Here is a 16,976-nt window from a genome sequence, read left to right on the forward strand (position 1 = left end):
CGAGAAGAACGGGGATGAATGTCGTCTTTACTTAATGGTAAAACCAGCTCTGTATGCAGCGATTGATTTTTCACGTTCTTGCTCGTTCAACGCACGTAAATCTAACAATGGACTGCGCATTTCATAGCCCTTGACGTGATCTAGAGTCCACATTTTGCTGTCATCAAAGTGTAAATGTGGTTGAGGAACGAGTGTCTTCCCATCATCACGGACAAAACCTAAATCCTTAATAACATCTGCTAAATCCCATCCGTGGTAAAGTTCCTCCCACTGTCTTTTTCCGCTAAAGCGACCCATTGCAGGGGTTGGTCGGCCATTATAATTGTCAGAAAAAGCTACTTTATGTGTCCAGCGGCATTGTTCAGAACAATACGTATATAGTTCACCATCTACATGATCGACACATAAATCTTCTCTAATTACTACAGGAACTAAGCAGCTCCAACAGCGATGTGGGTACACATATCCTGTGTCCGCAAAAACAATCGGAGTTCCAGGTTTGGATAATTCACGGTAATGATCCCACCAGCCTCCAAACTCAGCATGCCAGCCTGGATATTTTGTTTCGAACCACTCATAATCACGTTCATCCATGCCATCAATTCTCCAGAAGTTAACTGGCCATCCGGCAGAGAAGAACTGGGCTACTTTATGAACATAGTTACTTTTTGTAATTCTGTCCCATGCAGCTTCAACATCATCGTGATGAATTTTTACGCCATATTTCTCAAGTGGAACAAGGTAACTGCGGTAGTAATCCTCGTAAACCCACTTACGCCATAATTCTGCATAAGATTCTTTTTGTTTGTTTCGATCTTTTGTGCCGTATTCAATAATAGTGCCGACTGCAGCATCGACAATTGCGTGGTTTTGCCAGAAGGCATAGCGGATATCCCTTTCAAGTAGTTCGTGGTTATCAGGATCGCCCAATACCATCATCAATGTGCCGTACCCATTATTGATATGACGGGATTCATCCGATTGTACAGAAAGGAATACTGACGGAAGAACATAGTCTCCGTTCGCGGCAGCTTCAGAAGGCATTGCAACAAAAAGGGTATTAGTGAATGCAGTTTCTGCAATGATTTGTAAATAAATGTTTGCTGATGTGATTGCGTCTCCGGTGATAAAGCCTTCACCGAATTGACGGCCAATCGTGGTAGCATAACATTTTCCAAAAGCTTTTTGAGTAATATCAAAACCTGCGGGATCAATGTAGTTTTCCATGTACCATTTTTTAAGGTTCATTTGAATAGTAGAGTGACGGAACTCATCAATCATTTGCATCGTATATCCATTTTTTAGCTCGTCATTTGGAACAACATTGTTTAGTAAGGCCATAGAACGAGCAGCTGAAATTTCTGGAAATGGAATGATAGCTAAAAAAAGTTTCATCCATTCCACCCATCGTGGTTCCGCATCACGGAACATATTCCCTCGAAGTGCAGCATCCATTGCACCGTATACCCGACTATCTTTTTCTTCCTCCATAGCGAAGTAGGAACGTAAAACTTGTTTCATGGTGTCTTTTGGTGCTTTTGAAAATTTGTAATCGGTTGGATACTTTAATGCTTCTTTCGCATAGCTTGGCAGCCAGGCTAAATCTTTAACCCTTTTATGAGCTTCTGCATTGCTCATATTTGGCTGACTGTTAATTTTCGAGATGGTTACCATATTCAATTCCTCCTTACAGGCTCTTTTAGCAAGTTTGACCCTACCACTTTCACACTAATGCAATTACTATGCCAAATCGTTAGAATGTTCAGTTTATTCCTATTTATACTTATATTAATTAAGCTCTATAGAGAGGTTTCTTAATCCTTTATAAAGGGGTTACATAATCCTATCCAGTCCCAGAGTTTACAACACACTGTTGCAATAAGGTTCATTTGTCTTTAAAAGCGACACTGTCGCAGTTTACTTTTCTTCGATTTCGCCCAGACATGTTATGTTTTTTTGAGTGATATCTGTAAAAACAAGCTTACTATCAATAGGGAAGACAATTATGATTTCCAATTTAGAAGTTGGCACATTAATTGCAAGAATATAGATTGTTAGAATATTACAAAAATAACGGAGGTGCTTTAGTATGTTTAAAGCTGCTAATGGAGAAGAAATTTTTGTTATTGATGCCCACATTGCATTATGGGATGGAAGCCCTGAAAATCAAGTGAATCAGCACGGTGAAGAATTTATTAGCTGTTTTTATGACTATCATAAAAACCTCAGCCCAAGTGAAAACTTATGGGATTATGAAAAATTCAGAAAGTTTACTCCTGAAGACTTGGTAAACGATGTAATTGTAAACGGTTACGCGGATATGGCTATATTTCAGCCGGTTTTCCTTACAGACTTCTACAAGAAACCCTTCGGAGATATTGAAGAAAACAATAAATTAGTAAAAAAACATCCAGGCCGTTTCATTAGTAATGGTAGTTTTGACCCTCGAGACGGGGAGAGGGGTCTTAAATACTTAGAATATCTAAAAGCAAAACATAATGTACAAGGCGTTAAATTATATACTGCTGAATGGCGTGGTTCTTCTAAAGGGTATAAATTGACTGACGAATGGACACAGCGTTATTTGGAGAAATGTCTTGAATTAGGAATTAAAAACATCCATATCCATAAAGGACCGACGATCACACCATTAAACAGAGATGCATTTGATGTCGCAGATGTAGACCAAGCAGCTAGTCTTAACCCAGGATTGAATTTTATCATCGAACATTGCGGGCTTCCTAGATTAGAAGACTTTTGTTGGATTGCCACACAAGAAAAGAATGTCTATGCTGGTTTGTCTGTTGTTATGCCATTCATTCATACAAGACCAAGGTATTTTGCAGAGATTATCAGTGAGTTACTCTATTGGCTTGATGAAGATAGAATTATCTTTGGCAGTGATTATGCAATTTGGGAACCAAAGTGGTTAATTGAAAAGTTTATTAACTTTGAACTGCCAGAAGATATTAAACAAGAGACAGGTACAGATTTAACAATGGGAGTAAAAAAGAAAATCCTTGGTGAAAATATTGCCCGTTTATACGGAATCGATATCGAGAAGCAAAAGGAGATTCTATGGAATTCAAAGAAAGCTGTTCGATAAACATCAATTCCGAAAGGAGAGAGGTTGTCTATGAATAACCAAGAGGCTGTCTTTGAAAAACTTAACTTGGTGTATGATCCTGAGTTAGATAAATCGGTGTTAGAAATGCAATTTATAGAAGAAGTAAATATACAAGTTGATACGGTTACTGTTGTTATGCGCCTTCCAACTTTTTGGTGCTCTCCAAATTTCGCTTTTATCATGGCAGAGGATATTCGGGACCGTTTGTTGGAGCTTGAATGGGTGAATAAGGTTCTGCTCAATCTTAAAGACCATTGCTCCTCTGATGACATTAACAAAGGGGTTTCAGAAGGGAAATCATTCGAAGAAGTCTTCGCTAATTTGGCAAATGGAAATCTGAATGAAGTAAGGAATACCTTTCGTATTAAGTCGTTTATGTCAAGACAAGAACATTTACTTCGTGAATTGATGAGCTTTGGTGCTGAAAATGAAATGTTAAGCCTTAGGATAAAAGATTTAAATAATCATCCTGCCATAACCGATAAAAAAGTATGGAAGCGCTACTTAACTCTTCGCAGTGAGTTAGGTTTTAGCAATCAGCCTGAAGAGCTTGCCTTTTTTAAATCAACAGGAGAACAGATTGACCCGCTTAAATTATCAGAATATTTATTAGAAGCCAGGAGAACACGTATGAGCATGGAATTTAATGCTAATCACTGTCTCGGCTTACTAAATACTAGATATCAACCTAAATTAGCAGGAGAAGGAAAGGAGATCGAAAATGAAAGCTGCACGCCTACACGAGTATAACCAGCCATTACGTATAGAAGAGGTACCGAATCCAGTAATAACTGATCCAACTGATGTCATTATTAAGGTGGCGGGAGCTGGAGTATGTCATACAGATCTACACATCATTGAAGGTATATGGGAGGAAACCTTAGGTACTGAATTGCCCTATATCATCGGACATGAGAATTCCGGATGGGTTCATGAGGTAGGTTCAGCGGTTACCGGATTTAGTGTCGGTGATCCAGTGATTCTGCATCCTGTAGCGAGCTGTGGAAAATGTTTGAGTTGTAGGGCTGGTGAAGATATGCACTGTGAAGACTTAAAGTTTTCCGGTCTTACTGTTGATGGTGGTTATGCAGAATACTTAAAGACATCTGAGCGTGCACTAATTAAATTGCCTGATAATGTTGATCCAACGGATGTAGCGCCCTTTGCAGATGCGGGTATTACAGCGTATCGTGCAGTTAAAAAAGCAGCACCATTAGCAACGCCTGGAACGAAAGTTGTGATGGTCGGTATGGGCGGTCTTGGTCATATCGGTGTTCAAGTTATGCGTGAACTTGGAAATGCTGACATTATTACCGTTGATCGGAATGAAGAACGACTAAATGCAACGTTGGATTTAGGGGCCTCTCATATTGTTAGAGCTGATGATCATATGATCGATAATGTTAAACAACTAACAGATAATAAGGGACCTGATATTATTATCGACTTTGTGGGATCTGACCAAACGCATGCAGATAGCATGAAAATGCTTCGAAAGGGAGGGCATTATTTTGTAGTTGGTTATGGTGGGACGGTGAAAGTTCCTTCTTTAAATATTATAAATAATGAATATAGCATTGTAGGCAGTTTAGTAGGTAACTATAACGAATTGTATGAACTAATGGTACTTTATGGCCGCGGGAAGGTAAAACTTCATTCTACTAAGTTCCCTTTTGATCAAGCAAACGAAGTTCTCCAGTTACTTCATGAAGGTAAGATTAATGGGCGGGCGATTTTAGTACCATAAGAGGTCTGCTTTAACTGAGGGCAGATGAACAAAAATCATCTGTCCTATTGCCTAAATTAAGGGTATTCACTTAGAAGGGATTGATCGTATGAATTTGAAACCATTGGGTAATCGAGCGATTATCAGTTTACTTGATAATGGTAGCTTCTCAAGTCAGCAAGGTGGGATTATTATCCCGGATACTGTAAAAGGTAATTTATCTCAAGGAAAAGTGATGGCTATCGGAGATTGTGAGAAATCTGTTCTGCATGTGGGGGATCTTACACTCTTCTCTGGAAATTCAGGTGTAGCAGTAAAAGTAAACAATGAAAACTATCTAATTATCGATGAACAGGATATTCTGGCCGTTATTACTGACAAATAAAAGGAAGAGGGGTGTAAAATATGCCAAAGAAATATAAATTAAACGAGGATGCACGAATGGCTTTGGAAAAAGGAATTGATAAACTGGCAGCAATTGTTAAATCTACGCTCGGGCCGAAGGGTAGAAATGTGATCATTGATAGACCATTCAATACCCCAATGGTATCTAATGATGGGGTTTTCATCGCTCGGGAAATTGAACTGGATGACCCATTTGAAAATATGGGGGCTATGCTAGTAAAAGAAGTGGCAAGTAATACCAATGACATCGCAGGAGACGGGACAACAACGGCAACAGTGCTGGCACAAAGCATGGTTCAACTAGGTAACCAGTATGTTAGAGAAGGTGCCAATCCTATTTTTCTAAAAGCAGGGATTGAAAAAGCAGTTAAACTTGTTGTAGATACCCTTAAGAAGACTGCGGTACCTATAAATGATCGTAAATCGATTGCAGAGGTTGCTTCTATTTCATCAAAAGATGTAGAAATAGGAGAGATGATTGCGGAGGCCATGGAAAAAGTAGGAACGGATGGAGTTATTCAAGTAGAAGAATCCAATCTGCCCATTACCGTCCTTGAAGTTGTTAAGGGAATGCGATTCGACCGAGGTTATATTTCACACAATATGGTTACAAATTTTGAAAAGATGGAGGCTCTCCTCGAAGATCCATACATTCTAATAACCGATCAAAAGATTATCTCTGTAACTCAAATCTTAACATTGATGCAGCGCTTAAATGAAACAGGAAAATCACTATTTATTATTGCCGAAGATATCGGAACGGAAGTGGCTGCTACATTAGCGGTTAATCAGCAAAGAGGTAATTTACAGACTGTTGCAGTAAGAGCACCTGAGTTTGGCTATAATCGGGGACTTATGCTCGAGGATATTGCAGTGATGACAGGAGGGCGCGTCATTTCTGATTCCTTGGGCCGCAGTCTTGAGCATACACAAATTGAGGATCTTGGCAGAGCAAGACAAGTGATTGTAAATAAAGATCAAACCGCTATAGTAGAAGGGTTTGGCAAAATAGATGAAATAAAGGGCAGGAAGGATCAAATTCGTCAGCATATTGAAGATACTTCTCAAGAATGGGAGAAGGAAAAACTTCAAGAACGGCTATCAAGACTTTCAGGAGGCGTAGCTGTAATCTTGGCTGGAGGGATAACATCTGTTGAGCGAAGAGAGAAACTTTTGCGTATTGAAGACGCACTAAATGCGACATATGCTGCAGTAGAAGAAGGGATTGTTGCAGGGGGAGGCAGTGCATTGCTTCAAATCTTAACACAAGTTGAAGAAGAAGTACTAAATACTTTACAGGGTGATCAATTACTAGGTGCTCATATTGTATTAAATTCATTGTCCTCACCGCTATTAACAATTGCCAATAATTGTGGAATAGATGGAGAAGAGGTAATTGAAATCGTTAGATCTCTGCCAAATGGTCACGGGTTTAATGCCTTAAGTGGAGAGTACGTAAATTTAATAAGTGAAGGTATTATTGATCCTGTTAAAGTAACATGTTCTGCTCTGCAAAATGCAGCATCTATTGCTTCACTCATTATCACCACGGATTCCCTGATCACCGAAAAAGCGGAACCGGAAGTTGATCCCACTTCAGGACCATCTATGGGTGCAGGAGCAGAATTGTTAGAGTAGTTTGGGAGTAGTCAATGCTCCCATTTTTATCAAGGTTCGATGAAATTACTTAATTTATTCGTTAACTCGAAAAACCATTTTCTATCCTTGGTGTCTAAGGATAAATCAATTTGTTGAATTAAACCCTCTTTTGTAATTAATTTTACGCTTATTGTGGTATTTTTACATTCATCTTGATAGGCTAAAAACTCTTTGTTATTCAAATATGGTGACCTGTTGTTGCAAAATACAGGTCTTAATTCTTCTCTTTTCACTTTAATGCTTATGTCATCAATCTTAACCTTAACATACCCATAAATATCAATAGATTGCACGATTCCTCTTTCTTTAAAGTACGAGGTAGATTCACTGTCTATGATTACATAATCACCTATTTTTAGGTTCATCATAATCACCCTTTCAGTAGGTATTCTACCTCATAGTATGAACCATCCATGAACGGCTCAATCATTCTCCACTTAATTATTAAAGTAATTCCGACAGTTTATTGCTCGATAGAGATCATAGAAACCACCAAAAAACCCATAAGCTGCGAAAAACTTGTGGGTTTTTTGGTAATGGTTTTATAGTAGTTTTTAAATATATTTATTATCGTTTGACGTTAAGTTCCGGCCAAGTTTCCGATAAATAGTACTTCTGTGAATGCCTAGTTTTTTAGCAGCTTCTGAAACATTGCCATTTAACTCATTTAGTACGGTAAGAATGGTCTGAATTTCTTGATCTTTTAAGGATGATGTATTAAAGGCAGATTCTGTGATTTCATGGGGATGAAATGTAGGATGCAGTGATTGATTTTCTTGATTAGAAACAATGGGGGCAGGATATCCAAACTGTTTTCTGGAGAAATACACGATTAAATCCTCAGGAAGATCCATACTCGTTATGACATTTCCTTGTACCTTTGCCGCCATTTTATAGGCTAAATTACGAAGTTCACGGACGTTACCTGGCCATTCATATGATTCTATCATTTCTAAAGCTTTCTTATCTACTGTTAGCGGCGGTCTTCCCAGATCCCTACAAACCTTTTTTAACAGGTGGTCTAATAATAGGGGGATATCTCCTGATCTCTCATGTAAAGAAGGAACCTTTAGATGTAGTATATTGAGACGGTAATAAAGATCTAATCGAAATTCACCATTTTCAGTTGCCTTTTTTAAATCACGATTTGTTGCAGCAATTACCCTGATATTTAACTTTATTGGGTGTTTCCCGCCAATTCGAACCAATTCTCCCTCTTCAAGTACTCTTAATAAAGTAGTTTGTAAATTTAGACTCATTTCTCCAATCTCATCTAAAAAGATGGTCCCACCCTCAGCTTGTTGGAATTTTCCAGAATGACCACCCTTAGTTGCACCTGTAAAAGCCCCTCCTTCATATCCAAACAACTCACTATCTGCAAGATCCTTTGGTATTGCTCCGCAGTTGATTGCAATAAAAGGTCCCGAAGAACGCTGGCTGGCGGAATGAATGGATTGCGCTAGCAATTCTTTTCCTGTCCCGCTTTCTCCCTCAATGAGTAACGGTAAATCAAGACCAGCCAGGGTACGTGCCTCTTTAATAAATGATTTGAATTTTGTGGATTCTCCAATCAAACTAGAGAATGTGTGTTTTGTAGAGTTGACTTTGGGTACCTGAGAAGATGGTGGAATAGCATTTACAATAGCTCCAATATGTTTTCCTTGATAGAAATATGGATTCAACTCAAATTTCCATTTTCCATCTCTTTTTTCAGATTCCCATCTAGCGTTTTCACCTAATGTAAATGTTAGGTTATCTAAATCTATTAAGTGATTGTTCTTTCCAATCCAGCCGTTTTCATAGAATAGGGGAGTGGCTTTAATGACTTGATTTCCACGGTCAATTACCGCTAGAATGCTGTTTTTATTTTTAATACTATTATTTGAATACTGTTCTAATAAGATAAAACGTTCAACGTCGAGTTCCTTCTGGAGCATTCCTTCAATGTATTGTGTTATAGAAACAACGGTTGAAAGGGAATGAGGATGTACCATATTCCAGGCCCCTGTTAGATCGATTGCTCCAAGTATCTCCTTTGTTGCAGGGTCCCGAATAGGAGCTGCTGAACACACCCAGTTATGGACGGGTTGACAAAAGTGTTCCCCAGCGAATACCTGCATTGGCATACCTGTTGCAAGTGCCGTACCGATAGCATTTGTTCCTATATGAGATTCAGACCATGAAGCCCCCACTATAAAGTTCATTTTTTCAGCTTTCCGTTTCAGTGCTGAATCTCCATCTAAATAAACGATTTCACCATTGTTATTACAAAAAACTATTAGATGCCCTGCATCTATTGCTACATTTTTAAGCTCTGGTAAAATTTTCTCGAAAATATGATTATTAGGATAAGTAGATTGAATCTTGTCTTTTGGTAAAATGACGGGTGCCATTCCGTGAAGGGGATTAATTCCATGCTTTAAGGAACGCTCCCATGATTGGTATGTTAAATTTCTGACCGTTGAATCTAAATCTTCACCGGTTATAAATTGTTCCCAAGCATTAGTTATCCTAACTCTTTCTTTCTTTGGGTTGGTGAAAATATCCATTGAAATAAATGAATCTCTCATACTCTAAATCACCCTTTATTTAATAGTAAGAAGGACAGTGTTTTAATGAAGAGTTAATGGATTTGTATTGTAAGCGCATTCAAAATGATAAGAAATTTATATTGAACTATGATTTGTTTACACAAAAATACATTTACCGCTAATTATCTATTTTGATAATTCTGAAAATTAGCGATAAATATCTACTATTTATTACCAATATAAACAACTGCAAAAATACTTTGATCGATTTCTAGTGATAACCACCATCATAATCTAGTAAAAGTTTATTTCCTTCCATTTTAAGGGGAATATAAAATTTTATTCAAATTCATATAAATTATAAGTGAAAATAACAATTTTTACAACTTAACTATATTAGAAATGAATTATTATATAACAGCCCTTATAACCAAGATATTTTATCTATTATCCGTAGTTTCTGAAGGCCTATTGAAAATCTTAATAGGTAACTAAGGATTGTGAATTTTTTCTTTTTCCTTCTGATATGATTCTAAACCCTCTTTACCAAAGAAGAACATCGTCATGAGTTCATCCTTATCCTTCCATTCTTCAAAATCCAAAGGGAGCCACTCAATTAAATCAGCTAAAGAACATTCTTGTAACATTTTTGAAATCACCATTAATTCATGAGGTTTTAGATTATGCTCCTCTTTACAGGAAGAAATAAAATTAGAGAATATATCTAGTACCTTTTTTTGAGCCGCATCATTCCATGTAACAGCAATAGAACTAAACTCGGTTATAAGATTTGAGGCTTTTTCTCGCTTATCAGCAGATAATTGATTCCAAGATTCTAATTCCATAATAACACCCTGCTTTCTTGAATAAATAAATTTTAAGGACTGTAATAAGTTTGAAATTTCTGGCTGGAAATACTGCTCATCTTGAAATATATGCAATTTTTATGCCAGATTAAATATAGTATTTTAAAAACAAAAAGCAAAATAGTAGATACAATAATGTCGCATATCCGAAAAGACGTTGTTGCAAAAATGTACAACTGTCGTTTTCTGCAACAATGTTAAAGATCATTTATATAAGCAGTTGTTAAAAGGGTTCAACAAGTTTATAAGACTAAAAAAACTAAGTTACCAATAGATGCTTAATTAAATTAATAAGTTAACGGCAATATCATCAGGAAGAATTTATTATGAGGTTAGTGGAAGCATACTTAGCTTAAAATAAACGATTATTATCCCAACCTCTGAGAAATAATGAGAGATTGGGATTTTTTTATTAATTAGTGTAATTATATTTTTGTAAAATAGTAAAGATTAAAAATATTCAATATTCTATAGAATATTGTATTGACAAACTATAGGCACAGAAATAATAATAGAAATATATTAAGAATTGTCTGATAATTAATAAGGGGTGAGGTAATTGACCCAAGGTTACTTGGATCTATCAAAAGTTGAATCAGTTGAAAGGCAGCCGTTAAATGTTAGGATTTATGAAAATTTAAAATCCGCCATTATAAAAGGTGATTTACAAGCTGGCAGTAGGTTAACTGAAACAGAAGTTGCGAAACAAATGAATGTAAGCCCTACTCCTGTCCGAGAGGCATTTCGCCGCTTAGCCGCAGAAGGTTTGGTGAAAATTGTACCTTGGAAAGGAGTAGTCATCCAGAGTTTTTCTGAGGATGAAATTATTGAATCGTATCAATGCAGGGAAGCATTAGAGGTATTTGCCATTCGATTAGCAGTCGAAAATATTGATGAAAAGGGGATTGAAAAACTTCGGGTATTATTAGGTCAATCCATTGATGTTGAAAGTTCAACTGAATTCGTCAGTTTAAATTCCGAAATTCATTCAGTATTTATAGAGTACGCACGAAATGCTAAATTAAAAACGCTGTTGGATTTAGTCAATGATGTGATTTTCCATGATCGTAATATTTCTGCCTATAATTCAAGAAGAAGAGAAAAAATAATTGCAGAACATATGGAGATTTTCAATGCTCTTAAGGAAAAAGATGCGGACAAAGCGGAAAAAGCGATGAGACTGCACATAAAAAACGGGCTGGAATATATCACTCTAGAAAACTTGTCTAAAAAGAAGGGGAGTAGCTCCCCAGAATAAAGGGATAATCGTGAGAAGTAGTAACTCTCACTTTTTATTAAATATGGATTCTATAGAATATAGTAAAAAAATTTTATAAGACTAAGGGGAGATAGAACAATGAAATCAATTCTTATGAGTAAAGGGGCCCGAACGATTGTAGAGGTTTGTGCGGGTGTCAAACCAAATGAAAATGTATTAGTTGTTACAGAACCAAAAATGATCAATATTGCGGAAAGTATTGCAGCAGCTGTCGTTGCAGCAGGGGCTGAGCCTATTATGGCAATGATGACCCCGAGGACCTCGGACGGGCAAGAACCTCCTGCACCTATAGCAGCTGCAATGAAAGAAAGCAACGTGTTTATTAGTGCAGTTTATACATCGATTACGCATACAAAAGCGGTGAAAAACGCAGTGGATGCAGGTTCAAGAGGGATTATGCTGACACAGTTTCACGATGAAATGCTAATCGAGGGCGGAGTGCATGCTGATTTTAAGGCAATTGAACCAACTTGTCGGGCAGTAGCAAATGCTTTGGAGGGAGCAAACGAAATTAGGCTCACCACTCCACATGGTACCGACCTAATACTTTCGGCGACAGGAAGGCGATCAAATGCAATGCCGTGTATGGTTGTCCCAGGTGAATTTGCCCCAGTACCTACGGTAGAAGCTAATGTGTCTCCTCTTGAGGGATCCGCCCATGGAGTTATTGTTGCGGATGCCAGTATTCCTTACATAGGAATTGGGCTGCTTGATGATCCAGTGAAGGTCACTGTCGAAAACGGAATGATTGTTTCCATATCGGGGGGCAAACAGGCGAACATGTTGGCTGAAAATCTGGCTTCAAAAAATGATCCACAAGTTTATAACATTGCCGAAATCGGTGTCGGCCTTAACCCGAACTGTAAATTTATTGGTTCCATGCTCGAGGACGAAGGTGTTTTTGGGTCCGTACACATTGGTATCGGTACAAACATAACGTTGGGCGGAAATGTAAAAGCAGCGTGCCATTACGACTTGATTATGACTGGTGCTACCATTGTCGCAGATGGAAAAGTAATTTTACAAAATGGAGAGGTTCTTGTTGTTTAGAAGCCAAAATCTTAGGGAATGGCACTTCGAAGAAATATGTATGTTCCAATCTTGAATTACGAGAATTTGATTTCAGTAGAGATTGCTATGAATTTGAAAAACCAATTAAATAGGGGGAACGAAATATGAAAAGGATGTTTAGTGTAATTGTTCTATTAATGGTTATGTTTCTTGCAGCATGCGGTGTTCCAAATCCTTCTAAAGAGGCTAGTAATGAAAGCGGTTCAAAGTCTGATACCCAAACTGAAACGAAGGAAATTACGATCGCAGCTAATGGTGGAAAAATTGAAAAGTTAATTCGTGATGAATTGGGACCTAAGTTTAAAGAAAAGTATGGGATTACCATTAATTACGTAGCAGGTTCTTCAAATGAGATTTTAACAAAAGTTCAGTTGCAAAAAGATAATCCTCAAATTGATATTGCCATGTATGATTCCCCTGTAGCAGTTCGTGCCGTTGACGAGGGTCTGACTGAGGCAATTGCGAAGGATAGTATTACAGGACTAGGAAATATTGATGAGCGATATTTAATTGATGAACACAGTGTTCCCCTTTTAGGTTACTCTGTTGCGGTAGGCTATAACACAGATATTTTTAAAGAAAATGGATGGAAGCCAATTGTTTCTTGGAATGACCTGGTTAGTTCCGATTATAATGGCATGACGGCATTCCCTGATGTATCAAGTAATTCAGGGTTTACAATGTTCCTCAGCTTGGCAAAAGCGAATGGCGGAGGTATTGATAATATGCAGCCTGGACTGGATAAGGGGAAAGAATTGGCGGCTTACTCCGACACTTTCTATAAAAACTCTACGCAGATTCAACCAGCGATGCAGCAAGGAGCGGCTGTGACGGTACAAGCCAGCTATACGATTGCGGGCCTACATGATGCAGGTGTTCCGGTCAAAATGGTGATTCCAAAAGAAGGAGCTCCGTTACAGGCAATTGTAGCTACTGTGGTAAAGAATTCCCCGAATAAAAAGGCAGCAGAAGAGTTCATTAATTATTTAGTGGAAGAGGAATCTCAGAAAAAGATTGCAGAAATTGCCTTTTATCCAGTGGTAAAAAATGTTAAATTACCTGAAAATTATGAATCGATTATTGGCTTTAAAGAAAATGACCCTGTTTATACACCGGATTTCGCTGGAATAGCAAAAATTCAATCAGAGTGGACCGAAAAATGGACGAAGGAAGCTACTCCGGAGCTTGGTAAAAAGGTAAAGAAATAAACACAGCAAAGATAGTAGGAGGGATTAAAGATGATTGCCAGTGATGTGACGATTCGAGGTGTCAGTAAAAGATTTGGAACAAATATCGTACTGCAAAATATAGATTTAGATATAAAGCAAGGTGAGCTGCTTACCTTGCTTGGCCCCTCTGGCTGCGGGAAAACAACAACATTAAATGCTATTGCGGGTTTTCTCGATCCTGATGAGGGTGAGTTATTTATTAAAGGGAAAAAGATGAATGGTGTGCCCCCATATAAACGGGATCTTGGGATGGTTTTTCAAACCTATTCGTTGTTTCCGCACATGACCGTATATGAAAATCTTGTATTCGGTCTTAAGGTGCGAAAATTAAAGAAAGAAGAAACGGACAGTAAGATTAAACGAGCACTAGAATTGGTAAAATTGACAGGCTTGGAAAAGCGATACCCAAGGGAATTATCAGGCGGGCAGCGGCAAAGGGTGGCCATCGCCCGTGCTTTGGTTGTAGAACCGGAATTATTATTGTTGGATGAGCCATTGAGTAATTTAGATGCAAAGCTGCGCCATGAGCTCCGTGCTGAAATTAAACGTTTACAAAAGGAAGTCGGCGTTACCACCATTTTTGTTACTCATGATCAAGAAGAGGCACTCTCCATGTCAGATCGAGTTGTGGTCATGAACCAAGGGAAAATTGAGCAAATCGGTACTCCTACTGAAATCTATCAGAATCCTCAGACCGAATTTGTATTCCAATTTATTGGAAAGTCGAACCGTTTTGAAGGATTGGTTAAATCAGTTGAAGATAGCTATGCGAATATTCAAATTGACGAAGGATGGGTTATCAGGACTCAAAAAGAAAATATAATCGGTAAAGATCGAATCTACCATACCCAGGATGCCGTAAATCTATATATTCGACCAGAATTAATTTCAATCAAGTCAGTCGGCGAGAACTTGGGTGTTCCTGAGAAGGAAATCGTGCAAAAAAGGGCCGTAATCAAGCAAATGAATTATCTCGGGTCACAGTGGGAAATTGAGGTTTCCATTAATGGCGTACACCATTTGCAGGTTATCGGATCATCGATTGAAGATTCCTGGTCTATTGGGACGGAGGTGTCAGTAGAATGGAAAATGTCGGATATACGTCTGACCAAAAAATGAGTACTAATGCAAAGGAATCTCTTAAACTGACACCTAATAGTAAGGGAAAGAAATTTAAAAAGTATACTGCTGCCATATTACTGCTTGCGCCACTGCTTTTATTTATACTTGCCTTCTTCGTTGTCCCGATGATATACGTTTTTTATTTAAGTTTCATTGAAGTAGAAGGACTTGATATCTCGAATGCCAGTTATAGTATCGGGAACTATCTGACGTTTTTTTCAGACCCATATTTTTTAAGGTCGCTATGGATGACAGTTAAAGTGAGTGTTTATGCAGTCATTATCGCTCTAATCCTTGGTTATCCAATCGCCCTGACAATGGCTAAAAGCTCAGCGCGGATGAGAGGCTACCTTACACTTCTCGTGGCATCACCTTTATTGATTAGTGTAGTGGTACGTAATTTTGGCTGGTATTTGTTACTAGTGCCAAATGGTGTAATTGATCAGTTTTTGATGAAATTAGGGATTATTGACTCGCCTTTAAAGCTTCTTTTTTCCGTAGAGGGGGTTGTCATCGGGTTAGCCAATTCTTTCTTACCATTTATGGTTCTATCTATCGCGACGAGCCTTTATAATATTGACCCTTCTTTGGAGAAGGCGAGCAGTATTTTGGGGACAAGTCCGTTTAAAACCTTTTTAACAGTCACTTTGCCACTAAGTTTACCGGGTGTTGTAGCGGGAATTGTTCTTGTCTTCAGCATGTCGATGAGTTCCTACGTAACTCCTGCGTTAATGGGTGGGGCAAATGTACCGTTATTCCAATTGTCATTTATGAGCAAATTAATACGTTATTCCGCTGGACATTTGGTTCGGCCATCTCCTATATTTTACTTGGCGTAACACTAATTTCTGTTACGATTTTTTCTCGGATATTTGAAAGGAAGTTCAAGGAGGTGTTTCGATAATGAAAATTGCAAGGATTACGGTAACCGTGGCAGGGCTTATTTTTCTACTAATCCCTCTCATTGTTACAATAGGGGCATCGTTTACCACAGCGGGATATCCAACGTTTCCACCAAAAGGTTTTTCTTTACAGTGGTATGAAAAAATATTGGATCGGCCTGAATACATGGTTGCCTTTTACAACAGTATCAAATTTGCCTTCTTAGCATCGTTTTTTTCTGTTTTACTGGGCACCATTGCGGGGCTGGCACTCGCAAAATATGACCTCCCTGGTAAAACCTATATCGTTTCACTGCTGACTTCGCCTTTAACCATCCCTCACTTGGTACTGGGGGCGGCGCTATTGATTTATTTTACGCCGATGCTATTGGCGGGCAGCCCTATCGGCTTCGTTCTTGCACACATCGTCATTTGTGTACCTTATGCGATACGCTTTGTGCTAACGGGTTTGAGCGGTTTTGATTATACCTTGGAACGGGCGGCCATGGTACTTGGAGCTAATCCATTTGTTGTTTTTTGGAAAATTACACTCCCAATTATTCGACCTGCGATCCTTTCCGGTGCCATGTTTGCCTTCTTAATCTCGTTCGATAACGTCACTGTCTCTCTATTTATGGTTTCTACCGATATGAGAACATTGCCGCTTGAACTGTTTTTCCATATGCAAGATTCATATGATCCAATGGTAGCTTCTGTATCAAGTATCGTAATCTTCATATCTGTCATTTTTATTCTAATCTTTGAAAGAATTTATGGAGTCGGAAAACTATTTGGTGGTTCGAATTAATGGTTAAGGAGAACTCTAGGCTGTTTAAGTAACGGGTTTACTTTAGAGGTGCAAACATTGTAATAGACATAGGAAAACGCACTTGAATTCACAATAAAATTCACAGTGCGTTTTTTATTTCAGTCTACTGCTGATGCTGCAAAGGAACAGTCCCTCCACCTCTTTAGATAAGAATAATCTCACATATATAAATACCTGTTAATTTACACATGTTCTAATAGTCTGTCAACAAAAAAACACTACGGTATCGCTTACATATAAAATACGAACAA

At 38.2% G+C, this 16,976-nt stretch carries 14 protein-coding genes and 1 pseudogene; 11 read left to right on the top strand and 4 right to left on the bottom strand.

Annotated elements, in window-relative coordinates:
- Nucleotides 1-27: 27 nt before the first annotated feature.
- Entirely contained in the window at nt 28-1,674 is a 1,647-nt protein-coding gene (locus tag V7124_RS13405; protein WP_335489818.1) for an aromatic/alkene/methane monooxygenase hydroxylase/oxygenase subunit alpha, read from the bottom strand.
- Between the two features lie 415 nt (nt 1,675-2,089).
- Between V7124_RS13405 and V7124_RS13410 the strand changes: the two genes are divergently transcribed.
- The 5 genes from V7124_RS13410 (at nt 2,090) to groL (ending at nt 6,896) form a co-directional block, all read left to right on the top strand.
- Nucleotides 2,090-3,106, top strand: coding sequence for an amidohydrolase family protein (locus V7124_RS13410; protein WP_335489821.1), 1,017 nt, complete (start codon nt 2,090-2,092; stop codon nt 3,104-3,106).
- Between the two features lie 30 nt (nt 3,107-3,136).
- Nucleotides 3,137-3,877 (top strand): iron-sulfur cluster assembly protein, encoded by a 741-nt coding sequence (locus tag V7124_RS13415; RefSeq protein WP_335489824.1) that lies wholly within the window; start codon nt 3,137-3,139, stop codon nt 3,875-3,877.
- Entirely contained in the window at nt 3,849-4,874 is a 1,026-nt protein-coding gene (locus V7124_RS13420; RefSeq protein ID WP_335489826.1) for an NAD(P)-dependent alcohol dehydrogenase, read from the top strand. The genes V7124_RS13415 and V7124_RS13420 overlap by 29 nt, the downstream gene beginning before the upstream one ends.
- Nucleotides 4,875-4,962: 88 nt before the next feature.
- Nucleotides 4,963-5,238 carry a co-chaperone GroES gene (locus V7124_RS13425; RefSeq protein WP_335489829.1) on the top strand — a complete coding sequence of 92 codons (276 nt, stop codon included), beginning with the start codon at nt 4,963-4,965 and terminating at the stop codon, nt 5,236-5,238.
- Nucleotides 5,239-5,258: 20 nt separating this feature from the next.
- On the top strand, nt 5,259-6,896 hold the full coding sequence (gene groL, locus V7124_RS13430) for a chaperonin GroEL (protein WP_335489832.1): 1,638 nt from the start codon (nt 5,259-5,261) through the stop codon (nt 6,894-6,896).
- 29 nt (nt 6,897-6,925) lie between these two features.
- Here groL and V7124_RS13435 read toward each other — a convergent pair whose 3' ends face one another.
- The 3 genes from V7124_RS13435 to V7124_RS13445 form a co-directional block, all read right to left on the bottom strand.
- Nucleotides 6,926-7,285 (bottom strand): IDEAL domain-containing protein, encoded by a 360-nt coding sequence (locus V7124_RS13435; RefSeq protein ID WP_335489835.1) that lies wholly within the window; start codon nt 7,283-7,285, stop codon nt 6,926-6,928.
- 186 nt (nt 7,286-7,471) lie between these two features.
- On the bottom strand, nt 7,472-9,487 hold the full coding sequence (locus tag V7124_RS13440) for a sigma-54-dependent Fis family transcriptional regulator (protein WP_335489837.1): 2,016 nt from the start codon (nt 9,485-9,487) through the stop codon (nt 7,472-7,474).
- Nucleotides 9,488-9,939: 452 nt separating this feature from the next.
- Nucleotides 9,940-10,293, bottom strand: a complete 354-nt coding sequence (locus V7124_RS13445) for a hypothetical protein (RefSeq protein ID WP_335489840.1) — start codon at nt 10,291-10,293, stop codon at nt 9,940-9,942.
- 580 nt (nt 10,294-10,873) lie between these two features.
- On the opposite strand from V7124_RS13445, the gene V7124_RS13450 reads away from it, so the two are divergent.
- From V7124_RS13450 to V7124_RS13475, 6 genes and pseudogenes are all read left to right on the top strand, one after another.
- Nucleotides 10,874-11,572 carry a GntR family transcriptional regulator gene (locus V7124_RS13450; protein ID WP_335489843.1) on the top strand — a complete coding sequence of 233 codons (699 nt, stop codon included), beginning with the start codon at nt 10,874-10,876 and terminating at the stop codon, nt 11,570-11,572.
- A gap of 99 nt (nt 11,573-11,671) precedes the next feature.
- Nucleotides 11,672-12,643, top strand: a complete 972-nt coding sequence (locus V7124_RS13455) for an aminopeptidase (protein WP_335489845.1) — start codon at nt 11,672-11,674, stop codon at nt 12,641-12,643.
- 125 nt (nt 12,644-12,768) lie between these two features.
- Complete coding sequence (locus V7124_RS13460) at nt 12,769-13,872, top strand: extracellular solute-binding protein (protein WP_335489848.1); 1,104 nt, start codon at nt 12,769-12,771, stop codon at nt 13,870-13,872.
- A gap of 30 nt (nt 13,873-13,902) precedes the next feature.
- A complete protein-coding gene (locus V7124_RS13465) occupies nt 13,903-15,012 on the top strand; it encodes an ABC transporter ATP-binding protein (protein ID WP_335489851.1) in 1,110 nt (369 codons plus the stop codon).
- Nucleotides 14,976-15,919 (top strand): annotated as a pseudogene (locus V7124_RS13470) (ABC transporter permease). Before V7124_RS13465 ends, V7124_RS13470 begins: the two are co-directional and overlap by 37 nt.
- Nucleotides 15,919-16,704 (top strand): ABC transporter permease, encoded by a 786-nt coding sequence (locus tag V7124_RS13475; protein WP_335489853.1) that lies wholly within the window; start codon nt 15,919-15,921, stop codon nt 16,702-16,704. The pseudogene V7124_RS13470 and the gene V7124_RS13475 overlap by 1 nt, the downstream one beginning before the upstream one ends.
- The last annotated feature ends 272 nt before the right edge of the window (nt 16,705-16,976 follow it).

Origin of the sequence: Neobacillus niacini (assembly GCF_036961885.1) — a bacterium.
Taxonomy (GTDB): domain Bacteria; phylum Bacillota; class Bacilli; order Bacillales; family Cytobacillaceae; genus Neobacillus; species Neobacillus niacini_H.